This is a genomic window from Thermosynechococcus sp., from assembly GCF_046299635.1.
Classification (GTDB): Bacteria; Cyanobacteriota; Cyanobacteriia; order Thermosynechococcales; family Thermosynechococcaceae; genus Thermosynechococcus.
Genome location: NZ_JBKBHV010000010.1, coordinates 1 through 25016 on the forward strand (window position 1 = coordinate 1; position 25016 = coordinate 25016).

General features: G+C 51.7%; 28 protein-coding genes, 1 tRNA gene and 1 pseudogene. 13 read left to right on the forward strand and 17 right to left on the reverse strand.

The annotated features are described in order from the left end of the window. Nucleotides 1-324 precede the first annotated feature (324 nt). From ACK4IR_RS05865 to ACK4IR_RS05875, 3 genes are read left to right on the forward strand one after another with little or no spacing between them, the layout of a single operon-like run. The gene (locus ACK4IR_RS05865) at nucleotides 325-1065 is read left to right on the forward strand and encodes a TylF/MycF/NovP-related O-methyltransferase (RefSeq protein WP_409873323.1); all 741 of its coding nucleotides are present in this window, start codon (nucleotides 325-327) and stop codon (nucleotides 1063-1065) included. 25 nt (nucleotides 1066-1090) lie between these two features. Next, nucleotides 1091-2053 carry a class I SAM-dependent methyltransferase gene (locus ACK4IR_RS05870; protein WP_409873324.1) on the forward strand — a complete coding sequence of 321 codons (963 nt, stop codon included), beginning with the start codon at nucleotides 1091-1093 and terminating at the stop codon, nucleotides 2051-2053. Next, complete coding sequence (locus ACK4IR_RS05875) at nucleotides 2050-3189, forward strand: glycosyltransferase family 4 protein (protein ID WP_409873326.1); 1140 nt, start codon at nucleotides 2050-2052, stop codon at nucleotides 3187-3189. The genes ACK4IR_RS05870 and ACK4IR_RS05875 overlap by 4 nt, the downstream gene beginning before the upstream one ends. 19 nt (nucleotides 3190-3208) lie before the next feature. Here ACK4IR_RS05875 and ACK4IR_RS05880 read toward each other — a convergent pair whose 3' ends face one another. Genes ACK4IR_RS05880 through ACK4IR_RS05890 form a run of 3 tightly spaced genes read right to left on the reverse strand, consistent with a single transcriptional unit; the run spans nucleotide 3209 to nucleotide 4169 of the window. Continuing rightward, nucleotides 3209-3712 carry a CRR6 family NdhI maturation factor gene (locus ACK4IR_RS05880; RefSeq protein ID WP_409873328.1) on the reverse strand — a complete coding sequence of 168 codons (504 nt, stop codon included), beginning with the start codon at nucleotides 3710-3712 and terminating at the stop codon, nucleotides 3209-3211. A gap of 29 nt (nucleotides 3713-3741) precedes the next feature. After that, complete coding sequence (locus tag ACK4IR_RS05885) at nucleotides 3742-3984, reverse strand: NifU family protein (RefSeq protein ID WP_297049579.1); 243 nt, start codon at nucleotides 3982-3984, stop codon at nucleotides 3742-3744. Nucleotides 3985-4034: 50 nt separating this feature from the next. Continuing rightward, complete coding sequence (locus ACK4IR_RS05890; RefSeq protein ID WP_409873331.1) at nucleotides 4035-4169, reverse strand: hypothetical protein; 135 nt, start codon at nucleotides 4167-4169, stop codon at nucleotides 4035-4037. Here ACK4IR_RS05890 and efp point away from each other — a divergent pair. The 3 genes from efp to ilvB all read left to right on the forward strand — a co-directional run bounded on the left by efp (nucleotide 4168) and on the right by ilvB (nucleotide 7196). Further along, nucleotides 4168-4725, forward strand: a complete 558-nt coding sequence (efp, locus tag ACK4IR_RS05895; protein WP_300874240.1) for an elongation factor P — start codon at nucleotides 4168-4170, stop codon at nucleotides 4723-4725. The genes ACK4IR_RS05890 and efp overlap by 2 nt on opposite strands. 11 nt (nucleotides 4726-4736) lie before the next feature. Beyond that, on the forward strand, nucleotides 4737-5210 hold the full coding sequence (accB, locus tag ACK4IR_RS05900) for an acetyl-CoA carboxylase biotin carboxyl carrier protein (protein WP_409873439.1): 474 nt from the start codon (nucleotides 4737-4739) through the stop codon (nucleotides 5208-5210). Nucleotides 5211-5387: 177 nt separating this feature from the next. Continuing rightward, entirely contained in the window at nucleotides 5388-7196 is a 1809-nt protein-coding gene (gene ilvB, locus ACK4IR_RS05905) for a biosynthetic-type acetolactate synthase large subunit (RefSeq protein ID WP_409873333.1), read from the forward strand. Here ilvB and ACK4IR_RS05910 read toward each other — a convergent pair. The 5 genes from ACK4IR_RS05910 to ACK4IR_RS05930 all read right to left on the reverse strand — a co-directional run bounded on the left by ACK4IR_RS05910 (nucleotide 7193) and on the right by ACK4IR_RS05930 (nucleotide 12284). Beyond that, nucleotides 7193-8362 carry a glycoside hydrolase family 10 protein gene (locus ACK4IR_RS05910; RefSeq protein ID WP_409873334.1) on the reverse strand — a complete coding sequence of 390 codons (1170 nt, stop codon included), beginning with the start codon at nucleotides 8360-8362 and terminating at the stop codon, nucleotides 7193-7195. The two genes, ilvB and ACK4IR_RS05910, sit on opposite strands and share 4 nt — an antisense overlap. A gap of 3 nt (nucleotides 8363-8365) precedes the next feature. After that, the gene (locus ACK4IR_RS05915; RefSeq protein ID WP_409873335.1) at nucleotides 8366-8542 is read right to left on the reverse strand and encodes an ATP-binding cassette domain-containing protein; all 177 of its coding nucleotides are present in this window, start codon (nucleotides 8540-8542) and stop codon (nucleotides 8366-8368) included. 3 nt (nucleotides 8543-8545) lie between these two features. Beyond that, a complete protein-coding gene (locus tag ACK4IR_RS05920) occupies nucleotides 8546-9793 on the reverse strand; it encodes a dihydrolipoamide acetyltransferase family protein (RefSeq protein ID WP_409873337.1) in 1248 nt (415 codons plus the stop codon). A 65-nt stretch (nucleotides 9794-9858) separates the two neighbouring features. Next, nucleotides 9859-10305, reverse strand: a complete 447-nt coding sequence (locus ACK4IR_RS05925; RefSeq protein WP_409873339.1) for a YlqD family protein — start codon at nucleotides 10303-10305, stop codon at nucleotides 9859-9861. A gap of 5 nt (nucleotides 10306-10310) precedes the next feature. Next, a complete protein-coding gene (locus ACK4IR_RS05930; RefSeq protein ID WP_409873340.1) occupies nucleotides 10311-12284 on the reverse strand; it encodes a long-chain fatty acid--CoA ligase in 1974 nt (657 codons plus the stop codon). A 122-nt stretch (nucleotides 12285-12406) separates the two neighbouring features. Between ACK4IR_RS05930 and ACK4IR_RS05935 the strand changes: the two genes are divergently transcribed. The 3 genes from ACK4IR_RS05935 (at nucleotide 12407) to ACK4IR_RS05945 (ending at nucleotide 13512) form a co-directional block, all read left to right on the forward strand. Continuing rightward, a complete protein-coding gene (locus ACK4IR_RS05935) occupies nucleotides 12407-13003 on the forward strand; it encodes a nucleoside triphosphate pyrophosphatase (protein ID WP_409873440.1) in 597 nt (198 codons plus the stop codon). Between the two features lie 65 nt (nucleotides 13004-13068). After that, the gene (gene rplS / locus ACK4IR_RS05940; RefSeq protein WP_181495230.1) at nucleotides 13069-13431 is read left to right on the forward strand and encodes a 50S ribosomal protein L19; all 363 of its coding nucleotides are present in this window, start codon (nucleotides 13069-13071) and stop codon (nucleotides 13429-13431) included. An 8-nt stretch (nucleotides 13432-13439) separates the two neighbouring features. Further along, nucleotides 13440-13512: transfer RNA gene (locus tag ACK4IR_RS05945), tRNA-Trp, on the forward strand. A gap of 22 nt (nucleotides 13513-13534) precedes the next feature. Here ACK4IR_RS05945 and ACK4IR_RS05950 read toward each other — a convergent pair. Continuing rightward, on the reverse strand, nucleotides 13535-14782 hold the full coding sequence (locus ACK4IR_RS05950) for a site-2 protease family protein (protein ID WP_409873342.1): 1248 nt from the start codon (nucleotides 14780-14782) through the stop codon (nucleotides 13535-13537). Nucleotides 14783-14922: 140 nt separating this feature from the next. On the opposite strand from ACK4IR_RS05950, the gene ACK4IR_RS05955 reads away from it, so the two are divergent. Beyond that, nucleotides 14923-15135 (forward strand): hypothetical protein, encoded by a 213-nt coding sequence (locus ACK4IR_RS05955; protein ID WP_409873344.1) that lies wholly within the window; start codon nucleotides 14923-14925, stop codon nucleotides 15133-15135. Between the two features lie 18 nt (nucleotides 15136-15153). After that, nucleotides 15154-15513: a phage holin family protein gene (locus ACK4IR_RS05960; RefSeq protein WP_409873345.1), complete on the forward strand. Its 360-nt coding sequence runs from the start codon at nucleotides 15154-15156 to the stop codon at nucleotides 15511-15513. On the opposite strand, the gene cobJ is transcribed toward ACK4IR_RS05960, so the two are convergent. From cobJ to ACK4IR_RS06000, 8 genes and pseudogenes are all read right to left on the reverse strand, one after another. After that, nucleotides 15487-17334: a precorrin-3B C(17)-methyltransferase gene (cobJ, locus tag ACK4IR_RS05965; protein WP_409873346.1), complete on the reverse strand. Its 1848-nt coding sequence runs from the start codon at nucleotides 17332-17334 to the stop codon at nucleotides 15487-15489. The two genes, ACK4IR_RS05960 and cobJ, sit on opposite strands and share 27 nt — an antisense overlap. Nucleotides 17335-17337: 3 nt before the next feature. Further along, complete coding sequence (locus tag ACK4IR_RS05970; protein ID WP_409873348.1) at nucleotides 17338-17856, reverse strand: TM2 domain-containing protein; 519 nt, start codon at nucleotides 17854-17856, stop codon at nucleotides 17338-17340. A gap of 86 nt (nucleotides 17857-17942) precedes the next feature. Continuing rightward, nucleotides 17943-18572, reverse strand: a pseudogene (gene folE / locus ACK4IR_RS05975) (GTP cyclohydrolase I FolE); the annotation flags it as partial. Nucleotides 18573-18664: 92 nt separating this feature from the next. Then, nucleotides 18665-19372: an SDR family oxidoreductase gene (locus ACK4IR_RS05980; protein WP_409873349.1), complete on the reverse strand. Its 708-nt coding sequence runs from the start codon at nucleotides 19370-19372 to the stop codon at nucleotides 18665-18667. Continuing rightward, nucleotides 19369-20343 (reverse strand): acetyl-CoA carboxylase carboxyltransferase subunit alpha, encoded by a 975-nt coding sequence (locus tag ACK4IR_RS05985; RefSeq protein ID WP_409873351.1) that lies wholly within the window; start codon nucleotides 20341-20343, stop codon nucleotides 19369-19371. The genes ACK4IR_RS05980 and ACK4IR_RS05985 overlap by 4 nt, the downstream gene beginning before the upstream one ends. A 23-nt stretch (nucleotides 20344-20366) precedes the next feature. Next, the gene (locus ACK4IR_RS05990) at nucleotides 20367-21395 is read right to left on the reverse strand and encodes a long-chain acyl-[acyl-carrier-protein] reductase (RefSeq protein ID WP_409873353.1); all 1029 of its coding nucleotides are present in this window, start codon (nucleotides 21393-21395) and stop codon (nucleotides 20367-20369) included. Nucleotides 21396-21439: 44 nt separating this feature from the next. Beyond that, nucleotides 21440-22135, reverse strand: coding sequence for an aldehyde oxygenase (deformylating) (locus ACK4IR_RS05995; RefSeq protein WP_409873355.1), 696 nt, complete (start codon nucleotides 22133-22135; stop codon nucleotides 21440-21442). Between the two features lie 148 nt (nucleotides 22136-22283). Beyond that, entirely contained in the window at nucleotides 22284-22664 is a 381-nt protein-coding gene (locus ACK4IR_RS06000; RefSeq protein WP_409873356.1) for a hypothetical protein, read from the reverse strand. A gap of 306 nt (nucleotides 22665-22970) precedes the next feature. On the opposite strand from ACK4IR_RS06000, the gene grpE reads away from it, so the two are divergent. Both grpE and miaB read left to right on the forward strand, forming a co-directional pair. After that, nucleotides 22971-23660 (forward strand): nucleotide exchange factor GrpE, encoded by a 690-nt coding sequence (gene grpE, locus ACK4IR_RS06005; protein WP_409873357.1) that lies wholly within the window; start codon nucleotides 22971-22973, stop codon nucleotides 23658-23660. A gap of 15 nt (nucleotides 23661-23675) precedes the next feature. Next, nucleotides 23676-25013: a tRNA (N6-isopentenyl adenosine(37)-C2)-methylthiotransferase MiaB gene (gene miaB, locus ACK4IR_RS06010; protein WP_409873358.1), complete on the forward strand. Its 1338-nt coding sequence runs from the start codon at nucleotides 23676-23678 to the stop codon at nucleotides 25011-25013. Nucleotides 25014-25016: the final 3 nt, after the last annotated feature.

A 25016-nucleotide genomic window follows, 5' to 3' on the forward strand; every position in this document is an offset into this window, starting at 1 on the left:
TAGTTGGGAGTTCAACACAGGAGAGTCGCAAGGGCTGAGACCCTTGAGGATAGACTTGACAATCGCTGCAAAAGATGCCATAATAAGCTAACAATTTTTCTATTCTTTAAGGAAAGAATACGATATTTCTTCCCTTTTTTCTACCCCTTCAAACTGTCGTTCAACACTGCTGCATCTATTCCTCTTGACGTTTTAGATTTCGGTGCAATTGCTACTGATCGTGATGTTGACAATGTTGACTACTTTGCAGATCGCTTATATAATCTTATATTATCTCCCAACTGGCATAGGTAAATTCATTAGAAGGAGAGACTGAGTAAATCTATGATGAATAGAATAATTTATTATCTGAATCGTCTCAAGCAAGAAGAATTTAGGTTTTATCTTGCATCAAGAATTTTTCGTTCTCTAGTGCCAAGTTATTATCTTACGTGGCCAGAACTGGAGTGGTTTCATCAAGAGGATATAAAGGAAGTCCTTGAGCGCTTTGAAGAGCTAAAAGATTTCAATGCTCATCGAAGATTTGCCTTACAACAATTACTGCGTTTAACAAAGAATGTTCCAGGTGATACGGCAGAATGTGGTGTTTACAAAGGATTAAGTAGCTATATTATCTTAAAGCAAAACCAGTATTCAAGCTATCAGCGTGTTCATCACATCTTTGATTCATTTGAAGGATTGAGTCAGCCAGCTCAAGTTGATGGAACCCATTGGAAGAAAGGCGATCTAGCGTGCAGTTTAGATATTGTAAAGCAGAATTTGCAAGACTTTTCTTCTGTTGTTTATCACAAAGGCTGGATTCCAGAGAAATTCCATGAAGTAAAAGAGAATACATTTGCCTTTGTTCACATAGATGTTGATTTGTATGAGCCAACCTATTGCAGCATATCCTTTTTTTATGAACGCTTAAATCCGGGCGGGATTTTAGTATGTGATGATTATGGATTCTTAACTTGTCCTGGCGCAACAAAAGCAATAGATGATTATCTTAAAGATAAACAAGAGAAGATGGTTTACTTACCAGGCGGAGGGGGCTTCTTTATCAAAGATGTTCCTACTAACTAATTAATTTTGAATAAGGGAAATTTTTATGAATGAGCCACAGTGTTTCTCTCCTTTCAGCGGAAACTCAAATGTGATTTGCCTAAGAAAAATTTCTACCGAAGTAATAGCCGATAGATGGCTAAAGGAGATGGGTATCTCTTTATCTTCTTCCTTTCGGAAGATTGGTACTATTTATCACTGGCGCTGTCTAGAAACTAGTTTTGAGTGGTATACTCCAAGAACTGCTGCAGGAGATGCTGCTTTCTATGAGCAACTAAGCCAGCGACCCGAAGGCTATTACAGTCAAGAGGATAAGTGGGAGTTTAGAGTTGCCTTGGATTACATCCAAAAAGAGGACAAGGTACTAGAGGTAGGGATAGGTAATGCCAGATTTCTGTCATTGGCTAGAAAGTATTGCATTCAAGTAGAGGGAGTAGAAATTAATCCCTTTGCTGCGAGGAGAGCCCGAGAGCTTGGGTTTGTAGTGTACCAGATAGATGTTAGTAGCCTAGTAGAAAATCTGGCTGAAAAGTATGATGTTGTTTGTTCTTTTCATGTTTTAGAGCACGTGCCAAATCCAGTTGAGCATATCAGTACTCTGTTGAAGCTTCTTAGGCATGGCGGAAAACTCATCCTAAGCGTTCCTAACCGAGATGTTCTGCATTCATTTCTTATTGATCCAAGATATGAGTTATTACTTGATCAGCCGCCTCACCATATGTCTCACTGGAATGAGAAAACATTTAGATGTCTTCCCAACTTGTTCTCTATAAGTATAGAGTCTATTGCTTTTGAGCCTCTTATAGGACATCATATTAATTGGCCTACAGTAACCTATGTTAGGAATCAACTGAAAAAATATCTAGGCATAAGTGAGTCATTATCAATATTCATTGCTAACCGTTATACTCTTGGATTAGTCTCAAAGCTTCTTAAACTCAAATATAAAACCCTCTTTCGCGGTCAGTCCATTCTCGTAGTGCTAAGGAAAACAGAGTTAATCAAATGATACGTTTGGCTTTTTTTATACACTCTATGGCTTTTGGTGGCGCCCAGCGAGCTGTAGCCAACCTCAGCAACTACTGGGCAAAAAAGGGATGGGATATTACGATTATCACTTTAGCTTCTCCAGATGAACCATCGTATGAATTGAATCCGTCTATCAAGTGCATTAATCTAAATCTTGCAGGGAAAAGTCATAATATACTGGCTGGTTTATTGAAAAATTTACATCGCTTAATCTCTCTGAGAAAGATGCTTTATGAAATCAAGCCAGACATAGCAGTAGGAATTATGGACACTGCTAACATTTTACTTTCTTTAGCCAGTTTTGGTATGAATATTGTCCTGATAGGATCTGAGCGTACTCATCCTCCTCAGAATGCTCTCAAGCCGGTATGGCAAAAACTTCGCTGCTACACCTACTATTTGCTAGATTCAGTAGTAGTCTTGACACAGGAAACTAAGTTCTGGGTTAAAGAAAATACAAAGGCTCGACAGGTAATAGTTATTCCTAACCCTGTTCTATTTCCCTTACCACTGCAAAGTCCTATAGTTTCGCCTAAGGATTATTTTGGTGAAGGAAAAGTGGTTTTGGCAGTTGGACGTCTGACACATGAAAAAGGATTTGATCTACTGATAGAAGCATTTTCTTTACTTGCTGATAAGCATTCTGATTGGAATCTTCTAGTTATTGGTGAAGGCTTCCTACGTGATTATTTAGAGCAAAAGATAAGAGCTTTAGATTTATCTGAACGTATTTTTTTAGTTGGTCGTGTAGGTAATATAGGTGAATTTTACACTCAAGCGAATTTGTATGTGATGACTTCACGTTTTGAAGGTTTTCCTAACAGCTTGGTCGAGGCTTTGGCACACGGCTTACCGGCAGTTAGCTTTGACTGTGATACAGGTCCAAGAGATATTATTCGACAGGGGGTAGATGGTCTATTAGTTCCCGAAGGAAATGTAGAAGCTCTTGTAGAGGCTTTAGATCGACTAATGAGTGATTCTGAGTTACGACAAGCTTTTGCTAAGCGTGCTGTAGAAGCTCGGGAACGATTTGGTATAGAAAGGATTGCACTTATGTGGGAACAGTTATTTACCGATATACTAAAGTCTAAAAATAAGGAAATACTTGAATTCTGATTGTAAACATTTACATCACTTATCTGCAATTTACCGAGGAATTTTGCTGAAGGAGTTCAAAGAGGGCAGTATCCAGCTCGTAGCCGAAGATGGTAGCCATGCCTTTGATTTTTTCAGCCGCAGGATACCCCTGTGCCTGCAGCCACTGCCAAAGGACAAATACTTTGGACATCACAAAAATATCAAGGGCTTGGGGATTGAAGATAATGCCCTGCTGGGGATGAAATTCGTGGGGCACCAGCATTGCCCCATACCGTACTAGCTCGCCTGCTGACCAATCCAGTAAGTAGGGGAGCCACGGATAGCAGATATCGGCACGAATAAACCAAAGGCGAACCGACGGTAATTCCGAAAGCTCTAGGTTAGGCTCATCCGCCGGCCGAGGATAGTCAATTGTAAAACGCAGCGCTTGATGGTAATCCAACAGTCGCCGCTCAGTAATCAGGGGTTCTAGGAACTGTTGCAGGGGAGAGAGGTCTAAACGATCGATCTCCTCCGGGGTTAACTTGATCGCGATCGCCACTCTCTATCTCTCCCCGGCAGCCAGCTATATTAAAGAACCTGCTGGACTTCAGCAATTTCGGGAATGGATTCCTTCAATTTGCGCTCAATACCCATGCGCAGCGTCATCGTCGAACTAGGGCAGGAACCACAGGCTCCCTGTAACCGCAGCCGTACCACAGGTCCTTCAATTTCTACAAGTTCGACGTTACCGCCATCAGCCATCAAATAAGGGCGGAGTTCATCAAGGACTTTTTCGACGTTTTCTTGACTCAATTCAAGGGTTGCAGCCATTGTTACTGTCCTTGGCGTAGCGTTGTTCACTTTCATCTTCAGTCTAGCATTTACAGGAGCGATCGCCCTTTGGGAATTCTAGGGGGTGCCAATGGATCCAGCTCTAGGGAAATCTGCTCAACAGTGTTAGGAACGGCAACGCTCAAGGCTACAATAATAGCTTGGTGAACTGCACGGTAGGACATGATTTCCAGTAATGATTTTCGCCCCGGTGTAAGTATTGAGCTGGATGGTGCCGTCTGGCGAGTCGTCGAATTCTTGCACGTCAAACCCGGTAAAGGCTCAGCCTTTGTGCGCACCAAACTTAAAAATGTGCAAACGGGCAACGTGATTGAGCGCACCTTCCGCGCTGGCGAGACCGTCCCCCAAGCTACCCTTGAAAAACGCACCATGCAGCATACCTACAAAGATGGCGAAGACTATGTCTTTATGGACATGGAGAGTTATGAGGAGGCTCGCCTCACAGCTGCACAAATTGGCGATCGCGCCAAGTATCTCAAAGAAGGCATGGAAGTCAATATTGTTAAATGGGGTGAGCAAGTTCTTGAGGTGGAGCTACCCAACTCCGTTGTTTTAGAAGTGGTGCAAACTGATCCAGGCGTTAAAGGGGATACCGCCACGGGTGGATCGAAACCCGCCATTGTCGAAACCGGTGCCCAAGTCATGGTACCGTTATTTATCTCCGTAGGCGAGCGCATTCGCATTGATACTCGCTCAGATACGTATCTTGGCCGCGAATAGGAGTAATGGGTGTGGAGCTTGACCTCAACCAAGTACGCGAACTGCTACTAATGTTCGACCAAACCAGCGTCACCGAACTGAATCTAAAGAGTGGCGAACTGGAACTTCAACTCCGCAAGCGTGAGCAAATCAGTGGCAGCGCCCCCGTGGTTGTGGCTCCAGCTCCTGCATCAACCGTCACACCCATACCTCCTCCGGCCGTTTCCCCCGATCCGGAACCGCCGCCCCCCCCTGCCAACCGTAAAACCGTAGATATTGTGGCACCTATGGTAGGCACTTTTTATCGTGCCCCTGCTCCTGATGAACCCCCTTTTGTAGAGGTGGGAGATACAGTCAGAAAAGGCCAAGTGGTTTGCATCATTGAAGCTATGAAGCTAATGAATGAAATCGAGTCCGAAGTCAACGGCCAAGTGGTGGAAATTTTGGTGCAAAATGCCGAACCAATTGAGTATGGCCAAACCTTAATGCGCATTTTGCCTAACTAAGTAAATATTGTTTTTTTCAGCAAAGAGAGGCAGGTACTAATTGCAAAGATATGTTAAGCATTGAGGAGTTCAAGGTCAATAATTCAATGCTTTCAAGCCTTTGCGCTCTTGCCGAGACCCTAATTGAAAAATTACAATTTAGAAACATCTACCACCACTGCCTGACGAGGTTGGCCTGTGCAAGCAACTGGAGCATACATTCTTATTGATACCCTTTGCCGTCACGGCGTTCAGCATATTTTTGGCTATCCTGGTGGAGCAATTTTACCGATTTACGATGAACTTTACCGTGCTGAGTCCAAGGGGATCATTCAGCACATTCTAGTGCGCCACGAACAGGGGGCAGCCCATGCCGCGGATGGTTATGCTCGTGCCACAGGTCAAGTGGGAGTCTGTTTTGGCACTTCAGGGCCAGGGGCGACGAATTTAGTTACAGGCATTGCCACCGCCCACATGGATTCCATTCCACTGCTGGTGATCACCGGTCAGGTGCCTCGTTCCGCCATTGGTACCGATGCCTTTCAGGAAACAGATATTTTTGGCATTACGCTCCCCATTGTTAAGCACTCCTACGTGGTGCGCGCCGCCAAAGACATGGCACGCATTATTGCCGAGGCAATCTACATTGCCACCACCGGTCGCCCAGGACCTGTGCTTGTAGATATTCCCAAGGATGTGGGGCTGGAGGTCTGTGAGTACGAACCCATCGAACCGGGTCAGGTCAAGCTGCGGGGTTATCGTCCCACGATTCGCGGCAATGCAAGGCAAATTGCCCAAGCGGTTCAACTAATTCGTGAAGCCAAGCGACCCTTGCTCTATGTGGGGGGCGGCGCGATTACGGCAGGAGCCCATGAAGAAGTGCTCAAGTTAGCAGAGTTGTTTCAGATTCCGGTGACAACCACCCTCATGGGTAAGGGAGCATTTCCCGAATCCCATCCTCTCTCCGTGGGAATGTTGGGGATGCATGGCACCGCCTATGCCAACTTTGCCGTTAGTGAATGTGATCTACTGATTGCTGTGGGGGCACGGTTTGACGATCGCGTGACGGGGAAACTGGATGAATTTGCCGCCCGCGCCAAGGTGATCCACATTGACATTGATCCTGCTGAGGTGGGCAAAAACCGAGTACCCGATGTGCCGATTGTGGGCAGTGTCAAACCGGTGCTTCAGCAGCTCCTCAAGCACATTGAAGAGAGTGGTGAAGCCGTTGCACCCGCCACCCAAGCTTGGCTAGAGCGGATCAAAGTCTGGAAAGAGGACTATCCCCTTGTGGTGCCGCAGCCCAGTGGTGAACTCTCGCCCCAAGAGGTGATTGTTGCCTTTGGTCGTCATGCTCCCGATGCCTACTACACGACAGATGTGGGTCAGCACCAAATGTGGGCGGCACAGTTCCTGAAAAATGGCCCTCGGCGTTGGATTTCCAGTGCGGGTCTAGGCACGATGGGCTTTGGCATGCCGGCAGCCATGGGGGTGAAGGTGGCTTTCCCGGATCAACAGGTGATCTGTATTAGCGGCGATGCCAGTTTCCAGATGAATTCCCAAGAGTTGGCCACTTTGGCGCAGTACGGCATTGCCGTCAAGACCGTAATTATTAACAATTTCTGGCAGGGAATGGTGCGGCAGTGGCAGCAGGCCTTTTACGAGGAGCGCTACTCCCACTCCAATATGGCCAAGGGGATGCCCGATTTTGTCAAATTGGCGGAGGCCTACGGGGTGAAGGGATTGCGGGTGAGCGATCGCCACGATTTGGATGCCATTGTCCAAGAGGTTCTAGCCCATGATGGGCCGGTGCTCCTAGATGCCCATGTGACCCGTGATGAGAATTGCTATCCCATGGTTGCGCCGGGCAAGCCCAACTCACAAATGCTCGGTCTGCCGGAACGCAAAGTTCTGGAGAAAGCAGCCGAAGTGATTTATTGTGCCAACTGTGGGGCAAAAACTATCTCTAGCCACCGCTTTTGTCCGGAGTGTGGCAGTAAACTCTAAGCCTTTGGGCAAGCCTGGGCAAACAATCGTCTTGGTAGGGGCTGGCGAAAATGAAAGAGAATCGTATTTTGGCGGCGATCGCGGGGATCCGGTGCCCGTTCCCACAGGGTCTCAAAGGAAAAAAAGGACACGCCTAACCCCGATCGCAGGGCAACTTCTACCTTGGCATCCACCAGTTCAATGGGCACAGGGTTGGTACGTAGCCCCGTGAGGACACCAACAGCGGTGGGAATTTTCGCTTGGGCATGCAGAATTTCCGGTTGGCCTAACTGCTGGACAAAGCTAGGCAGATTGTAGCGATAGACTTGCACAATCACTTCATCGAGGAGGCCAAGGGTCACCCACTGCGGCCAATCTTGAAGAAAGCTCTGATAGGCCGTCGGCAATGTGGTTGGTGCTAAAGAGAAAATGGCCTGCGGAAATTCTTGTTTTACCCGCTGCCGCAACCTTTGCACAAAGGCGGTGAGTTTGTCGGCACGCCAGCGCATCCAGTGCGGATCGCGGGGATTTGGGGGAACGGGCTTTTTCGTTTCCTGCTCGTAGAGGGCACGTGTGTAGTCATCGTAGCCAAACTCCACCGGTAGACTCAGGTGGTCGTCAAACTGCACACCATCTACCGGGTACTGCCGCAGGACTTCAAGGACAATATCGGTAAGAAATTCCTGCACTTGGGGATGAAAGGGATTCATCCACGCCACTTCCCCGGCAGCGGTTAAGCGAGTCGCTTGGCCATTGATCCCATGGGTGAGCCAGTCGGGATGGGCAAGGGCGAGTTCTGAGGTTTGCGGCACCATGAAGCCGAATTCAAACCACGGAATGACCAACAGATTACGGCAGTGCGCTTGCCGGATAAGTTCTGCGAGAATATCGTAGTCTTGGATTCCCCGCAGCACAAAAGGCTGGATGCCTAGATTTCTGGCTGTGGCGCTGGGGAAACTGACATAGCCCGAGTTCCAGACAACGGGGTAGAGGGTGTTAAAGTTCAGCCGTTGTAAATCATTGAGGGTTGCCTCCAGCCGAGGGCGATCGCGCAGGATCGGTAAATCGTTGGTTGTGAGCCAAACGCCGCGAATCAGTGTTGAGTTTTGTGCCTGCACCGGCCAAATTGTCCAGCAAAGACTCCACCAAAAGAGAAGGAAAAACAGCCAAACGCGACGACGCCACATAGGTTACAACGCCAGTGGATGGAGATGTCCTGACTTGAGGCAAAAAGTCTTGCCAGAACCATTTTCACCAATGATGCCAAGGCGATCGCCCCCCTTCACCGTCAGATCAATCCTTTGGAGAAGTGAAGGAGTTGCCCCATACCCAAAATGGAGATCCCTGATTTCCAGCAGGGCAGTCACAGCTTAGAGGGTCAATGCTTGGGGATTGGTTTCAATGAGTTTCGCTAGATCCTGAAGGAAGGCCGCTGCATCGGCGCCATAGATGACGCGGTGATCACAGGTGATATTCACCTTCATCTGCCGCTTCACCCCCAGTAAGCCCTCCTCGGTGGCAACTACCGTTGGACGAGACGCCCCCACCGCCATAATGGCTCCTTGACCAGGCGTGAGAATCGCATCAAAGGCGTCCACCCCAAACATCCCTAGGTTCGAGAGGCTAAAGGTGCCCGTGCTGTACTCTTCGGGTTGTAGTTGCTTGGCACGTGCCCGCTCCACCAAGTCCTTCCAAGTACGTGAGAGGCTGTAGATGTCAATTTGATCGGCGTTCTTCAGCACCGGTGTAATCAGACCACCCCCCGGCATCGCTACAGCAACAGCAATGTGAATGTCGCGGCGGTATTGAATCCCCTGCTCTGTGTAATAGGCATTCATAATGGGGTGTTTTTGCAGCGTTAGGGCGATCGCCTTCGCCAGAAGGGCTGTCATTGTTACCCCTTTCGATTTGATTTGCTGGTACAGCCGATCTAGGGCATCCGTGGTAATTGTGTAGGCCACATGAAAGTCGGGAATGCCAAGGCTGGCTACCATATTCCGCACAACGGCATTTTGTAGCGTTGTCAAGGGCACCAGATCCTCTTTCGCCACAACTGGGGCGGTGGCAGGGGGTGTCGCCCCCGGTGTAACAGGAGTTGCAGGCACACCAATCAAGGCTTCCACATCGGCAGCGGTAATCCGACCATTGGGACCCGTTCCCTTGAGCGTCTTCAAATCAATGTTGTGTTCCTTGGCCAATTTGCGAGCGCGCGGCGAAGCAATCACTCGCCCGGTTGGTACAGCGGGAGCAGCCACTGCAACAGAGGTTGTTCCTGAGCCATTACTCGTGGCCGCAGCGGGGGTGGAGGCCGGCGCCGCAGAAGAACTTGTGGCTGCCCCAAGGGACTTGGCCTTTGCCTCTGCTTCAGCAATTTCTGCTTCTGTTTCTGCCACAAGGCCAATGGTGGAACCGACGGGTGCCACTTCACCCGCAGGTACGGTAATCACCGCCAAGTAGCCGTCGTAGAAGGACTCCACATCCATATCGGCCTTGTCGGATTCCACAATTAGCACAGTTTCCCCTTTGGTCACCTTATCGCCGGGAGATTTCACCCAAGAAACAATTTTCCCTTCGGTCATGGTGGAGCTAAGGGCGGGCATGAACAGTTCACGAATCATACAGGTTGCTATCCTTGGTTGGCAATCGAGAGGGAGTCAAATTCACTAAAAATGAAAGGTAAAAGTTAGAGCGTGCCGCGAATTTCTTCGATGACACCGTTGCGCAGGAGAATCTCCACCTGCATTTTTTGGATCAGGTTGTCTCCTTTAGTGACATAGAAGAAATTATCTACCTGACCTTGATCCACTTCCTGACCCATTTCTAGGCGCTGCACCTGATCCAGTTGCTGAAGAATCAGATTTTTTTGCTGCAAGAGTTGTGCCTTTTGGTTGTTGGCTTGCCCTTGCACCTCTTGAATACGGGCATTGACCACATCCGCTGCTTCACGACTTTTGCGTAGCTCATCAATCACTTGCTGTAACTGAAAATCCAACTGCTGAATCTGGCCATCCACCTGATTCAGTTGAGCCTGAAGCTGCCTTTGGGCATCGTCTTTCCACTCGGGTGTCACGATGGCTTTCACCATAATTTGGCGCCGCAGGAGCAGTTTAGTATCCATAGGGTCTGTCATGGAGATTACTCAAACATGGCGTTAATCATATCGCGGTAGCGATCGCTCACGACATGACGGCGAATTTTTAGGGTTTGGGTCAAAAGACCATTCTCTATCGTAAAGGGTTCGAGGACAAAGCGAAATGTGGCAATGCGATCATCTGGGCGATAGCCGGGGCGATTTTGCACTTCCCGCAGGAGTTCTTGACGGTAGAGATCAATAATCACTTTGCTCTCGAGGGTCACCCGTTCACCAGTGCCCGCCGGTGCCGCTCGGTTCGGCAACTCCAGTCGGTATCCCTTGGCAATGACCCACTGCTCCAGAGCCTCTAAATTGGGCACAATCAGCGCCCCCAGCGCCTTTTGATCCTGTCCTACCAGCATGATTTGGTCAATATAGGCACTGCGGGCACAGGCATCTTCAATGGGTTGCGGTTCAATATTCTCACCGTTGCTGAGCACAATGGTGTCCTTCTGCCGTCCCGTCAGCACGAGGTCGCCATTAGGCGTGAGGTAGCCCAAGTCCCCCGTATCAAACCAGCCCTCAGGATCTAAGACTTTGGCAGTGGCCTCGGCTTTATTGTAGTAGCCGCGCATCACCTGCGGCCCTTTGGCCATTACCAGTCCCTTTTGACCAAACTCAAGCGGCGCTTTTGTTTCCGGATCCACAATCTTAATGGCGGTATCGGGAATGGGACGGCCGGCAGATCCGCGCAGATTGGCCCAAGAGCGGCGAGCAGTCAGCACCACGGCAGTTTCCGTAAGACCATAGCCGACCAGCACTTCTAGGTTGATCACTTCATAGAATGTGTCCAAATGGGGAGCGAGGGCACCGCCACCGCTAATGACTTGTTTAATCTCACCGCCGGTAGCTTCACGAATTTTGCTATAGACGCGCTTTTCCCCCAGTTCGTAGAGGGGCTTGAGGAAGAAGGTTTGCAGGCGGGCAAGAAATTTTTGCCAACCACTGGGATGGGGGTTGGTTAGGCTCAGCCCTGTGAGCAGTCGCCGTTGCAGGACATATTGCTGACCCACACTGAGGAAAAATTGGGCGAGGCGTCGTTTCACCGCTGGGGCATCCCGCAGTTGCTTTTGCACCCCTTCGTAAAAGCCTTCCCAGATCCGGGGGACGGCAATCATGTAGTGGGGCTTGTAGCGTTTCAAGTCATTCTTGAAGTGACGCAGGTTGGTGTAGGTTTGGCTACAGCCACAGGCAAAGAGAAAGTACTCGGCCACCCGTTCGTAGGCATGCCAAATAGGCAAGATACTGAGGACGCGATCGCCCACCTGCGGTTGCACAATTGGCCAAAGGTTGACAATTTGACTCAGTAGCCCCCCATGGGTAACCATCACTCCCTTGGGTTGGCCGGTGGTGCCGGAGGTGTACATCAGGGTGGCCAAATCATCGGGGGTAACGGCCACCGCCCGCACGGTGCTGTACTGTCCTTCGGTAAAGACTTGGCCAAAGTTCAACAGCCGCAGGGGAAAATGTTCAAGTTCTGGGGGTTCGGCACTCAGGAGGACAACGGTTTTCACCTCTGTCTCTGCTAAACCCTCTTGCAGTTTACGCAGGGTAGCCAAGTTTTCAATCAGCAGGAGGGTTGAACCACTGTCGCGCAAAATGTAGAGAAGTTCTTGGGCGTCGGCGGTACCACTGCGCACGACGTTAACGGCTCCGGCCATCATGCTGCCTTGATCGGCAATCAGCCAGCGGGGACTATTGTCGGCAAACAAAGCCACGCGATCGCCCGCAGCCACCCCCAAAGCTTGAAGGCCGGCGGCAAAACGTTGGATGCGCTGATAAAGCTCGCCGTAGGTAATACGAGTGGGCGGGTCTTCGTAGGGGGCATCCAGCGCCACCACCTCCCCATGACGTTGCGCCAATAGCGGCCACATTTCCGGCAGGGATTGGAGCGTTTTGTAGGGCAAAAAGTGAGGGGGCAACGATGCATCTTCGGGCAAGCCACCGGGAGGGGTGTAGGTGTAGGCTGCACTCATGGGTTGTCTGACTCCAGACGCAACACCTAGATAATAAGCCTTCAATGGGATACCCCATGCAGGTTTAATAATTTCAATATGAGTATGAGATGATGGAAACGGCTGACTTCGCAAACGGTGCTATGGTGCCCTTTGTCCTTGCCTCGGCTTCGCCGGCACGACGCCAGTTGCTGCAACAGATTGGCATTGATCCCATTGTTGAACCCAGTCACTTCGATGAGTCGGTAATTCAGGCCACAACGCCAACAGAACTGGTGCGATTGCTGGCGCGGTGTAAAGCAGAAACGGTTGCCCAACGCCACAATCCCCCTGCCTTAGTGTTGGGCTGTGACTCAGTATTGGTGCTAGGAGGAGAAATCTATGGCAAACCGGTCTCGGCGGAGGTGGCGATCGCTCGCTGGCAACAAATGCGCGGTCAAACGGGAGAGCTACTCACCGGCCATGCCTTGATTGATTTGACCCAGGGGTACACCTGTGTTGAGGTGGAGTCCACCCAAGTGGTCTTTGCCGAGATTAGCGATGCTGAAATTGCGGCCTATGTGGCCTCTGGTGAACCGCTTGCCTGTGCGGGTTGTTTTGCCCTCGATGGCCAAGGCGGCGCCTTTGTGGAGAAAATTGTCGGTACCCCCAGCAATGTGGTTGGCTTGAGCTTGCCCCTGCTGCGACGGATGCTCTTGAGCTTGGGATATACCCTTAGCGATGTGCAAGACAAGAAATAAAAAATTGGCCTAGACAAGGCTAAAGGCTTAGGGTATGCTAGGAGATTGCGAGTTAAGGAACTGTCATGAACGCCCAAGACATTATTCGCTCGATTGAAGCGGAGCAAATGAAGACTGACTTGCCCGTGATTCATGTGGGCGATCGCGTTCGGGTCGGAGTCAAAATTCAAGAAGGCGGCAAAGAGCGTGTCCAGCCATACGAAGGGGACGTGATTGCTATGCGCGGTACAGGGATTAACCGCACGATCACGGTGCGTCGTGTCTTTCAAGGGGTGGGCGTTGAGCGCGTCTTTTTGCTACATTCGCCACGAATTGATAGTATAAAAGTAATCCAGCGGGGTAAAGTCCGCCGTGCCAAACTCTACTACCTGCGTAACCTCGTGGGTAAAGCTTCGCGCATCAAAGCACGGTTTGACCGTCCTCTGTAAACAGCCTTGCGTCCTTAGTTCAGTTGGTAGAACGTCGGTCTCCAAAACCGGATGTCGGGGGTTCGAGTCCTCCAGGGCGCGTCGCCAAAACCAAAAGTGTAACCTAGCGGAGCTGAGAAACAAGCGGCACTTCGCGATCGCTTCCTTGAAATTGCAGCACAGTTTTTGCCAGTTCCAACAATTGCAGTTCAGGAGGGTAGTGCTTTTCCTGTTTGAGGCGTTGAATCTCCTGTTTCCCCAGTTGCCAGTGCAACTGTTTAGCCAAGGCCACTAGGACATCGCCACGATCTATAACGCCAGCGACAGCATCCGCAGGGGTTAAAACGGTGACAAAGCGTTGTTGTTGCTCCTCTAGGATGCAAACAGTTTTGGCGAGGGAATCGGCTTCTTTGACGGTGGCGATCGCCCTTAGGGGCACCGCTAACTCTTCTACAGGTCTTACGTCCCAGCGGCTGCGCTCCACATGGTTCAGGGCGTGGGGATCCAAATAGCCGCGGTAGCGACCCTCGCTGGCCACAAAGTAGGCCGTGGGCTGGCGATCGGCCAACAGCAGATAGCGATCGGCAAACTCCCGCAGGGATAGGGTTCCCTCGATGACGCGAAAGTCCCGACTCATGGCATCAGCCGCCGTCAAGGTAACCAATGCTTCTTGAAGTTGACTCAGACGATTGTAGAGCGTGGCATTTTGCAGGGCAAACCACCCCAACAGACCCAACCACAGCCCATTGCCACTGCCAAGGAGCGTGACAAATAGCCCAAAACTAATGGCCAACCAGCCCAACAGTTGTCCCGATCGCGCCGCCCAGCGCATCCCCTGAAAGCGATTGCCGGTCCATTTCCAAACGGCTGCCTTAAGCACTTGGCCACCATCAAGGGGCAGTCCCGGCAAGAGGTTAAAAACCCCCAAGACAAAGTTGATATGGGCCAGATAGCGCAACAGTTCATGGAGGGGATGATCCGCCGGCAGTAGGACAGCTGCTCCTTGCAACAGGGCAAAAAGGGCAAAACTTACCAAAGGACCGGCGATCGCCACCTGAAATGCTTGACCAGGGGTATTAGATTCCCGCTCAATGGCTGCCATGCCACCAAAGAGAAAGAGGGTAATCGAGCGCACTGTAATCCCTTGGGAGCGTGCCACTAGACTATGCCCCAACTCGTGGAGGAGCACCGAGGCAAACAATAGCAGCGAGACTACAAACCCCATCACCCATACTCCCACCCCCCACTGCGGGTACGTGGCCTGCCAGTCACTACCATTGAGAAATGTAAACAGCAGAATCACCAAAAACCACGACCGATCAATATACAGGGGAATGCCAAAGACACGCCCCACCAGCCAACCTTGTCCCATGTTTACCTCAGTGCATCGCGCTCTTTATCTATTATCCCTTTAGATTCTGAACACACATGATTTACAAAAATTTATGTCTCAAGATGTTATCTTCTCACCTCTGCCCTAAAATAAAGGCAAGGCTGCTCGAGGATCTTGTGATGTCCCAAGCTGCCCTACTGCTGTCCGCCAATAGCCATATACTAGACGTGACCTTTGACTCCCTGTGGCAAGGGGTGCAGGAGTTTACGTCCCATTTATTGTGGTCACTGTGTCTCTCGCTGCTCCTGAGTCTTTTCCTCAGTCTGATCAGCTACTGGTTCAGTGGGACCTTTGGAATACCAGTACTGCCCTTCTTTTTGATTGTTGTCTGATGTTGTGAGGAGCTGCACATGTGGGGTTTACTCATTACTTGGATTGTCACCAGTATTAGCTTGTTTATTGTGTCGCGCCTTTCGTTTTTGGGCGTGGAAATTGATAAATTTACAACCGCTCTGTGGTCAGCCATTGTCTTTGGCTTGCTGAATGCCACGTTGGGAGCGGTTTTGAAATTCTTTGCCTTTCCTTTTATTTTTCTCACGTTTGGCTTGGTTGCGCTGATTATCAATGCGGCTATTTTTGCCCTTGCAGCAGCCTTTGTGGATGGATTTAGACTACGCAATGGCTTTTGGAGTGCTTTCTTTGGCTCGATCGCCCTCAGTATTGTCAACTGGGCTTGCTTTAGCTTACTCGCTCAGGCAGGCTTGCTCTAGAGTTACCAAATAGCCGCGAGGGGTAATCAGCCAATCGTGGAAGCGGCGGGTAGCGGCATTGCCGATTAGAACCAAGCTGAACATGTCCACCGCCTCCGGTTCCAATGCCCCAAGGGTGGTTAGGGTGATGTGCTCCTCAGGTCGGTAGGCGGCACGGACGATCGCCACCGCTGTTTGTGGTGAACGATATTCCAGAAAAATAGCCTTGGCCTCCACTAACTGCTGCCGGCGATCGCGCGAACGTGGATTGTAGAGGGCAGTTACAAAATCTGCTTCTGCCGCTGCCCGTAAGCGTTTCTGAATCACCGGCCAAGGGGTCAGGCGATCGCTGAGGCTAATCGCACAAAAATCGTGCATCAGGGGTGCCCCCACCCGCGCCGCAGCAGCATTTACAGCACTCACGCCGGGAAACACCTCCACCGGTAAATCACTGATACCCGCTTCTGCCAATAGCTCTAACACCAAACCCGCCATGCCGTAGATGCCGCAATCCCCCGAAGAGACCACGGCAACCTGCAGTCCCCAGCGGGCCAGATCAATTGCCGCTTGGGCGCGCTGTCGCTCTTGGGTAATCCCATAGGCTGCCACCATCTGTCCGGGACGCCGCAGGGGAGCCAGCAATTGGAGGTAAAGCTCATAGCCCACCAAAATATCGGCCGCCAAGAGAGCAGAGCGGGCTGCTAAAGTGAGCTGGTCCAAAGCCCCCGGACCGGTGCCAATGAGGCTCAGGGAACCTTGGCGGGGAATATACTCCCGCTCGGACTGGGCAATGGCGATCGTGACTGCACCGGCTTCCCCCTTTTGGTGGTAGATCTGCTTAGGGACGATTAAATTGCCCCCATTACTGGCTAGGACTGCGGCGGCTTCTGCCACACTGGGGGTGCCCATTTCTGCGGCCACAACCGCCGAGGGGGTAGGTACGGCAACGCGGGCCAATTCTTGAGCAGCAAACCAACGGGTTGGCCAATCGTGGTGCTTGGCCACTTGGCATAAACCTGCCTCATCGGATTTGCGATCAATACTGGCAAGGCCGGCGATCGCCAGGGGGCTGAGACCCGCTGCGGCAAGGGTTTGATCAATCGCCTGCCGGATCAGGGCTGCCGAGGTTCCCCGTTCACAGCCAATGCCGAGCCACAGTACCCGTGGATGCCAAGCCACAGCGGAGGTTACCCTCAGGGGCAGTACCTTTTCACTAATCCAGACAGCATTTTCCAGCGGTGGAGTAGTGACAAACTCAACGGGTTGATCTGCACTGAGGCCAGTGCGCCACCAAGAACTCCCACAGGTTTGATAGACGTACAGTCGTTTTCCCTGAGCCTGTTGACCGGCGATCGCATTCCAGTTTCCTGCGCCGCGTTGCCACCCCAAGGCCATCCCCCATGTATCCACGGCGAAGTAGCGCTGAGCATGACTTGCCCCCGTCAGCACAGGGGTTGCGCCAATAGCGGCAGCGAGGATTTGACACAGGCGATCGCCCCCCGCCCCATGACCGCCCAGCAAACTCACCAGCCATTGCCCATCCTCAGACAGGACGCAAACCGCCGGATCCTGCCTTTTATGACTCAACAGGGGTGAGATCAGGCGGACAACAGCACCGCAGGCCAAGGCAAAAATCCAAGCCCGGTAGTGGCACCAGTGGTTTTCGAGATGCGCTGCAAGGGGGCGATCGTAGGTTTGGACGCTGCGATGAGCAGATTTTAAATGGGAGGGAACCCAAATCGTTATGGGAATTCCGGTATCAACAAGGCGCTGAAGTTGAGCCAACCCTTGAACCGTGGTGGCGATCGCCCCCAGGGGTTGAAAATCGTCTAACCTTGGCATCCCCTAGACATCAAAGCGATAGCGCACGGCGCCCGTTTCTGGGTCATTAAACACGGTGGCATAGCCCAGCCGCTGAGCCTCAAACAGCAGCTCTTCAACTTGTTTGGCATTAAAACCGGTATAGAGGGCAACCTGTGCCTCAGAGAGAACTCCCCCCTGCTCTTTGGCCGCTTGGAGTAAACGCTGCATGGGTGTGGTAGAGCTTGAGTTAAGCTCGGCTTCCTCCTGTGCCGCCAGATAACGTATCTGTAGATTCGTCAAATAACGTCTCTCCAAGTAGGTGTTGCGCTGCTCCACTAGGCTTGGAATCAAAAAGAGATCAATAAATTGACCAATGCCACAAAAGCCAAATGTAATCAGATACAGCAAGCCCGTTATCGGCTGGCTCACATAAAAGCGCTGTAGGCCACAGAAACCCACTAAGCCGGCACACCAGAGAAGGTAGGCTATCCCCACGTTCAAGAGGCTTTGCTGTGGCTTTCCGCCGAGGTAATGGCTTCGACGGTGAAGTGATTGTCCCATGACTTTAAGACAATGCTGCTATTCCTTATCCTAATCCAAGTTGTTTGAGACGCACTAAGGGGAGCGATCGCCCCCCAAGGATGTCCCTAAAAATTCGGCTGATGGCGAATCAGATTGAGAAACTCCTCACGGGTCTTTTGATCCTCCCGGAAGACTCCCAACATTGAGCTAGTCACCGTCCAAGAGCCGGGTTTTTGGACACCGCGCATCACCATGCACATGTGGCTGGCTTCCATGACCACGGCCACGCCTTTTGGATCAAGAACGGCTTCAATGGCCTCGGCCACCTGACGGGTCAGCCGCTCCTGCACTTGTAGCCGCCGCGCATACATTTCCACAATGCGTGCCAATTTGCTGAGGCCAATCACCCGCTGGTTAGGAATATAGGCCACATGGGCTTTGCCAATAAAGGGCAACATGTGATGCTCGCAGAGGCTAAAGAAGTTAATGTCGCGTACCAAGACCATTTCATCGTGGCCTTCGTCAAAGATTGCCCCGTTGACCAGCGTTTCTAGGGATTGACTATAGCCACTGGTGAGAAATTGCATCGCTTCAGCGACCCGTTTGGGGGTTTTGAGCAATCCCTCGCGATCGGGATCCTCACCCACATTGAGCAAAATCGTGCGCACTGCAGCCATCATTTCTTCCTTGGCGACATCTGGAGGGGGTGGGTGGGGAATCGCTTCTTTGCCTTGATGCGTGTTGCGATCGGGCAGGATTGCCGGTGTGGCCGCTTTACCGTTAATGATCGAATCGGGCATATTGAACGTTGTCATAGAAAGAGTGACAAGTGAAGGACAAAGGGAGGCTAGAGGGTTCCGCCAAGGGGCATGACCACTAGCTCTTCAACAAAGGCCGTTTGCGGCAGTTGAGTCGTGTACAAAATCGTGTTGGCAACTTGTTCGGGGGTGAGCATCCCCCTGCGGTCAAAGTCTCCAGCTACGTCTTCCCAAAGGGGGGTATCAACGGCGCCAGGACAGATGGCAATCACGCGGATACCGTGGGCGCGTTCTTCAGCCGCCATCGTTTTGGTCAAGGCCATGAGGGCAAACTTTGAGACACAGTAGGCGCCCCAGTCGGGAAAAACTTGGCGTCCAGCAATTGAAACAACGTTTACTATCGTACCGCACTGGCGGGATCGCAGCTGCGGCAGTACCGCTTGGGAACAAATAAGGGCACTGGTGAGGTTGACGTTGAGGATCTGCTGCCAGTCCGCCAAGGGTTGATCAATAAGGGGCACGGTTCTGGCTATGCCGGCATTATTCACCAGCACATGGACTTCCCCAACGCTGGCGAGAATCTCATCGAGGCGCGATCGCAGGGGTTCTGGATCGCTAAAGTCCACACTAAAGGTATGGGCCGTAACCCCACAGGCCACCACTTGGGCATGAACGGCGGCCAGTTTAGCCGGCGATCGCCCCAAGAGCACCACATTAAAGCCCGCTTGAGCAAAGGCAAGGGCCGTGGCTGCCCCAATGCCACTACTGGCGCCGGTGATTAGAACTTGTTGGGTCATACCGCTTCACTAAAGACGCCCATACGCCGGAACTTCTGATAGCGCAACTCCCGCCGTTCACTATTGCTGAGAGCCTGCACTTCTGCTAAATTTCGCAGGAGAGCCGCTTTGAGGTTTTCTGCTGCTTCTACGGGGTTGCTATGGGCAGCGCCGACAGGTTCCGGCACAATTTCATCAATAATTCCCAACTTCAGCAGATCGCGGGCAGTGATTTTCAGCGCTTCTGCCGCTTGGGGTGCTTTTTGGGCATCGCGCCAGAGAATGGCAGCACAGGCTTCCGGGGGCGCCACACTATAGACGGCGTGCTCAAACATCAGCAGGCGATCGCCCACCCCAATGGCCAAAGCACCTCCTGAGCCACCTTCGCCGATCACGGTGCAGATGATCGGCACCTCAAAGCGAAACATCTCCCGCAAATTACGCGCAATTGCTTCCCCTTGGCCGAATTTTTCGGCATCTACCCCCGCCCACGCCGCCGGCGTATCAATGAAGGTGAGGATGGGCATCTGAAAGCGATTGGCGTGCTCCATCAGACGCAGGGCTTTGCGATACCCTCCGGGCGATGCCATACCGAAATTGCGCGCCACATTATCTTTGGTGTCGCGACCCTTTTGCTGCCCCAGCATCACCACCGGCTGACCGTTGAGGCGACCGATACCGCCGACAATGGCCGGATCATCACTGCCACAGCGATCGCCATGGAGTTCAATCCACTCTTCACTAATGGCTTGAATGTAATCCAACGTACTGGGACGGCGCGGATGGCGAGCCACTTGGAGGGTTTGCCCCGGCGTCAGCTTACTGAAAATTTCATAGCGCAGTTGCTTGGCGCGCTCCTCCAATTCCCGGATTTGCTCCGAGACATCAACGCCAAACTCCGAGGACTTATCCCGCACCTGCTGAATTTGGGCTTCTAGCTCCACAAGGGGCTTCTCAAACTCCAACAGAAGCGTGCGACGTTCGTTTGCCATAGGCGATTGGGTTCCTTTTGGTTTTACTGAGGGTTTAACAGTAGGGGCTTAAATCCATGTTTGCGGGAGACCTCGCCAATTTGCAGCATCTTTTCGACGGTGATTTGATTGCGCCCCCAAGAAAAATTGGTATGCCAGCCCTCAAAGTCTAGAAGCATGGCCTCGGCAAAACAGGCAAACATCTGTCGCGAGGGCACATCCATATTCACAATTTCCATAATCTTCCAGTCAATATCGAGGGCGTGCTCGACAATGCCACCATTGAGGACATGGATCTGCGGGTGCTGAATTTTAGTGCCCATATTTTTGGGGTAACCGCCATCAATCATCAGCGAGGGGCGTTTTAACTGCTCAACGTTCAGCTCGACTCCCTTGGGCATACTGGCCACCCAAACCACAATATCGGCAAGGGGCAGTGCGTCCATAAGGTCGAGGATTTTCCCGCGTCCTAATTCCGCCTGTAAGTCTAGCAGGCGATCGCGATTTCGTGCCACCAGTAAGAGATCCTGCACGTCCAAGCGACTGTTGAGCCAGCGGCATACGGCACTGCCAATATCCCCCGTAGCCCCACAGACAGCCACAGTTGCCTGACGCAAATCAATCCCCACCTGCGGCGCCGCCTGCTCAATTTGTTGGCAGATGATATAGGCGGTGTGGGTATTCCCCGTAGTAAAGCGGCGAAAGTCCAGCTCAATGTTGCGCACGTGGGACATTTTCTCCAGATCAAAGTTCTCAAAGATGATCGAGGAGAAGCCCCCCAAGGCCGTAATGTCAATATCGTGCTTTTGGGCATGGGCCATGGCGTTAATGATTTTGCGGGTTGCTGCCTTTACCCGCTGGTTGGCCAGCATTTCCGGCAAGAAGCAGGACTCAACGTATTTGCCATAGATGGTTTTGCCCGTGATGCTTGTCACCGTAATTTCATCAACGATCTGTGGCGGTGCCATACACCAAAATTCCAAGCCTTGATCGGCATATTCGGGATAACCCAACTGATGGGCAACGGCTTGGGCGTGCTCCAGATTCGTCAGATGACCAATTAATCCAAACATACAAGCGTGCGGTGACTAAGATGTAGCGATAGATGAAGCCACCATTATGCCGCAGTTAGGCCATACACCGACATCTTCATAATTTCGCGGGTGGTAAAGCCAATATTCTCTAGGGCACCGCTGTACTGAATCATGAAGTCTTCTACGAGGGCATCTTTTTCCATGCCGAGCACTTTGGCATCGGCTTCCACTTGGTTGAGCATTTTCCAGACCAAGGGCAAATTGGCGCGATTGGCTTCTTCGATTTCTGCTTTGACGCTCTCAAAGTTTTCCTTCAGCCAGATTTCGCCAAAGTTAAGGTGGCTGTACTCATCCTTGACCACACCCTCGGTAATTTTGCGGGCAAAAGGATCTGCCATCGGAATGTAGATGTTATAGGCGGCGATCGCGAAGCACTCGATGATCAAAGCTTGAATCAGGAGGCAAGTGGCAATTTTTCCCTCTGCAAGTGCTGCTTGAAAGTTTCCATGCAGTTGAGCAAAGAATTCTTGAGCAAAGGCCATATCTGGCGTCACGTTGAGGTTGCGACCACAGGCTTCAAACCCCTTTTTGTGACGGGCTTCCATTTTAGCTAAGCGGGTGAGTTCCTCTTGGTGTTGCGGCAGCAGCTTGGCAAGATCAATATAGTTATCGTGGGCTTCCTGCTCGCCTTCAATGACAATGGCGTTAATGCGGCTGTAGGCATCCTTGTAGCGATCGCTATGGTAGTCCAACTCAGGGGTAGCGGTAGCCGTTGTCATTGCGAACTCTCCTAAACACAAATTTATTTAGAGATGATGAGGTAGCAGGGCTTCCGTTATCATACCGCAGCAGCGATCCCCTGACGAGGGGCAGCGTGCCAGAGATTTTCGAGTCCCTGAATAGGTGAATCTCTATGCACCGATAGCCCTAAAAGCTCCTCATATTGCTGGGGGGTGGCGTTTCTGGCAACGGTTGAGCTGGAGGAGGTGCCGACTGAATCGAGCCATTGTAGTCAATACGAATTATTGGATTGTTCGGATCGGGGGTGACCATCACAATACTTTCAATGGTTGGCGGTTCGGCAGGAGCACCCCCTCGAAAGCGAAAGGTAAACGTGCCATCACCGTTATCTACAAAAGGGGATTGACTTGCAGATCCGAACATAGAGACTTCAGCGCGATAACGACTCAACCCACCATTGACTCGCTCTGCTGCCTGTCGTGCCCAATTTCGTGCCCGCTGTAGGACGGGATTATCCACCCCACAGGGATTAAAGTTTTCCCGGGGTGATGCGGCTGTCTGAGCCACTACGGGATTCACATCTAATCAAAGTACAGGCTAGAATCAGACCGAATGTAATGTGGCGAGAGAACATCCACTGACACTCCTACTCCTAGTTTTTCCTTGAAAGACTGTATCCCTCAAGGACGAGCAACTACATCTTTCGGTTCCAAGGCCGATAACCTAGCCATTGCATTCTTTCTTTTGGAGGGAAGTCTGTAATAGACGGATGCCTCGCCCCTATTGATAGAATGGAGAAAGTGATAGGCTAAAACGATTGAACGCACAGCAGTGTGCAATCTACAGTCTAAAGGGCATAATCTGAGTCAACCTATGAGTGATGAAACTGTAACCAATCCTGCTGCTGAAGCCCAAGAAGGCCAAGTTACCGTTGAGGGCGTTGAGAATCATGCCGAAGCCACCCCAACGGCGGAGAATCAAGCACCTGAGGCCACCTCTACGACAGACGCTCCTGCGGATGCAGCGGACTTGCAAGAGAAAATTGTTGCCCTTGAAGCTGCCAACGCTAGCCTTTCCCAGGTCGTAGAGGAGCGCAATAGCCAATACATGCGCCTTGCCGCTGACTTTGAGAACTTCCGCAAGCGTACTCAGCGCGAAAAAGAGGAGCTAGAGCTACAGATCAAGTGCAGTGTCATCGCTGATTTGCTGCCTGTGGTGGACAGCTTTGAACTAGCCCGCACCCACATTCAAACGGAAACGGAGGCGGAAGAAAAGATTCACCGCAGCTATCAGGGGGTTTACAAGCAACTGGTAGAGTGCCTCAAGCGCATTGGGGTATCGGCAATGCAGGCCAAGGGCAAACCCTTTGATCCCAATCTCCATGAGGCGGTGCTGCGGGAAGCCACTAATGAGCACCCTGAAGGTACGGTGATTGAAGAACTGAAGCGGGGATATATGCTGGGCGATCGCGTGTTGCGCCATGCCATGGTCAAAGTAGCCGCGCCTGCTGAAGAAGGGGGTGCCGGTGACACCAATCCCACCAACGATGTGATGGACGTATAGGGGCACTTCACGGGAATGCCACGCCGCTACTACATCACCACCTTTGGCTGCCAAATGAATAAAGCAGACTCCGAGCGGATGGCCGGCGTCTTGGAGGCTATGGGCTTAGAACCGGTCACCGAACCGGATGAGGCCGATGTCTTGCTCTACAACACCTGTACGATTCGTGATAATGCCGAGCAAAAGCTCTACTCTTATCTAGGGCGGCAGGCCAAGCGCAAGCATCAAGACCCCAACCTAACGCTGATCGTGGCCGGCTGTGTGGCTCAACAGGAGGGAGAACAACTGCTGCGGCGGGTGCCCGAAGTGGATCTGGTCATGGGGCCACAGTATGCCAATCGCCTAGGCGAGCTGCTGGAGCAAGTGTGGCAAGGGCAGCAAGTGGTGGCAACGGAGCCACTGCACATTGTGGAGGACATTACTAAACCTCGCCGCGATAGCACGGTCACCGCTTGGGTCAACGTAATCTATGGTTGTAATGAACGCTGTACCTACTGCGTGGTGCCGGCCGTACGAGGGCAGGAGCAATCCCGCCGCCCTGAGGCAATCCGCGCTGAAATTGAGGAACTGGCGGCTCAAGGCTACAAAGAAGTGACGCTCTTGGGGCAAAACATTGATGCCTATGGTCGCGATTTGCCTGGCATTACACCAGAGGGGCGGCGCAAGCATACGTTTACGGATCTGCTTTACTACCTCCACGATGTGGAGGGGATCGAGCGGATTCGTTTTGCCACCAGCCATCCTCGCTATTTTACGGAGCGTTTGATCCGCGCCTGTGCTGAACTCCCCAAGGTATGCAAGCATTTCCATATTCCCTTTCAGTCGGGAGATAACGAGATTCTCAAGGCAATGGGGCGGGGCTACACCCGGGAGCGGTATCTGCAAATCATTGAAACCATTCGCCGCTATATGCCCGATGCGGCCATTAGTGCCGATGCCATTGTCGGTTTCCCCGGCGAAACGGAAGAACAATTCCAGTGCACCTTGGATTTGGTGGCGGCGGTGGGGTTTGACCAACTGAATACAGCAGCCTATTCTCCGCGCCCGAATACACCGGCGGCCACGTGGAAAAATCAAGTGCCGGAAGAGATTAAAGAAGATCGCCTGCAACGGCTGAATCGTCTGGTGGCCGCGATCGCCGCCGATCGCTCCCGCCGCTATCTCGGACGGGAAGAGGTGATCCTTGTCGAGGATGTGAATCCCAAGAATCCCGAGCAAGTATATGGCCGCACCGACAGCAACCGCCTTACCTACCTTCCCGGGGATATTGAAACCCTGCGGGGGCAACTGGTGCGTGTCCGCATTACTGAGGCGCGAGCCTTTAGCCTAAGTGGCGTGCCTGTGGTGGACTGATTC

Coding starts and splice junctions, on each gene's coding strand:
- ACK4IR_RS05865 (WP_409873323.1), top strand. CDS start 325: ATGATGAATAGAATAATTTATTATCTGAATCGTCTCAAGCAAGAAGAA.
- ACK4IR_RS05870 (WP_409873324.1), top strand. CDS start 1,091: ATGAATGAGCCACAGTGTTTCTCTCCTTTCAGCGGAAACTCAAATGTG.
- ACK4IR_RS05875 (WP_409873326.1), top strand. CDS start 2,050: ATGATACGTTTGGCTTTTTTTATACACTCTATGGCTTTTGGTGGCGCC.
- ACK4IR_RS05885 (WP_297049579.1), bottom strand. CDS start 3,984: ATGGCTGCAACCCTTGAATTGAGTCAAGAAAACGTCGAAAAAGTCCTT.
- efp (WP_300874240.1), top strand. CDS start 4,168: ATGATTTCCAGTAATGATTTTCGCCCCGGTGTAAGTATTGAGCTGGAT.
- ACK4IR_RS05890 (WP_409873331.1), bottom strand. CDS start 4,169: ATGTCCTACCGTGCAGTTCACCAAGCTATTATTGTAGCCTTGAGCGTT.
- ACK4IR_RS05910 (WP_409873334.1), bottom strand. CDS start 8,362: ATGTGGCGTCGTCGCGTTTGGCTGTTTTTCCTTCTCTTTTGGTGGAGT.
- ACK4IR_RS05920 (WP_409873337.1), bottom strand. CDS start 9,793: ATGATTCGTGAACTGTTCATGCCCGCCCTTAGCTCCACCATGACCGAA.
- ACK4IR_RS05925 (WP_409873339.1), bottom strand. CDS start 10,305: ATGACAGACCCTATGGATACTAAACTGCTCCTGCGGCGCCAAATTATG.
- ACK4IR_RS05930 (WP_409873340.1), bottom strand. CDS start 12,284: ATGAGTGCAGCCTACACCTACACCCCTCCCGGTGGCTTGCCCGAAGAT.
- ACK4IR_RS05935 (WP_409873440.1), top strand. CDS start 12,407: ATGGTGCCCTTTGTCCTTGCCTCGGCTTCGCCGGCACGACGCCAGTTG.
- rplS (WP_181495230.1), top strand. CDS start 13,069: ATGAACGCCCAAGACATTATTCGCTCGATTGAAGCGGAGCAAATGAAG.
- ACK4IR_RS05950 (WP_409873342.1), bottom strand. CDS start 14,782: ATGGGACAAGGTTGGCTGGTGGGGCGTGTCTTTGGCATTCCCCTGTAT.
- ACK4IR_RS05955 (WP_409873344.1), top strand. CDS start 14,923: ATGTCCCAAGCTGCCCTACTGCTGTCCGCCAATAGCCATATACTAGAC.
- ACK4IR_RS05960 (WP_409873345.1), top strand. CDS start 15,154: ATGTGGGGTTTACTCATTACTTGGATTGTCACCAGTATTAGCTTGTTT.
- cobJ (WP_409873346.1), bottom strand. CDS start 17,334: ATGCCAAGGTTAGACGATTTTCAACCCCTGGGGGCGATCGCCACCACG.
- ACK4IR_RS05970 (WP_409873348.1), bottom strand. CDS start 17,856: ATGGGACAATCACTTCACCGTCGAAGCCATTACCTCGGCGGAAAGCCA.
- ACK4IR_RS05980 (WP_409873349.1), bottom strand. CDS start 19,372: ATGACCCAACAAGTTCTAATCACCGGCGCCAGTAGTGGCATTGGGGCA.
- ACK4IR_RS05985 (WP_409873351.1), bottom strand. CDS start 20,343: ATGGCAAACGAACGTCGCACGCTTCTGTTGGAGTTTGAGAAGCCCCTT.
- ACK4IR_RS05990 (WP_409873353.1), bottom strand. CDS start 21,395: ATGTTTGGATTAATTGGTCATCTGACGAATCTGGAGCACGCCCAAGCC.
- ACK4IR_RS05995 (WP_409873355.1), bottom strand. CDS start 22,135: ATGACAACGGCTACCGCTACCCCTGAGTTGGACTACCATAGCGATCGC.
- grpE (WP_409873357.1), top strand. CDS start 22,971: ATGAGTGATGAAACTGTAACCAATCCTGCTGCTGAAGCCCAAGAAGGC.
- miaB (WP_409873358.1), top strand. CDS start 23,676: ATGCCACGCCGCTACTACATCACCACCTTTGGCTGCCAAATGAATAAA.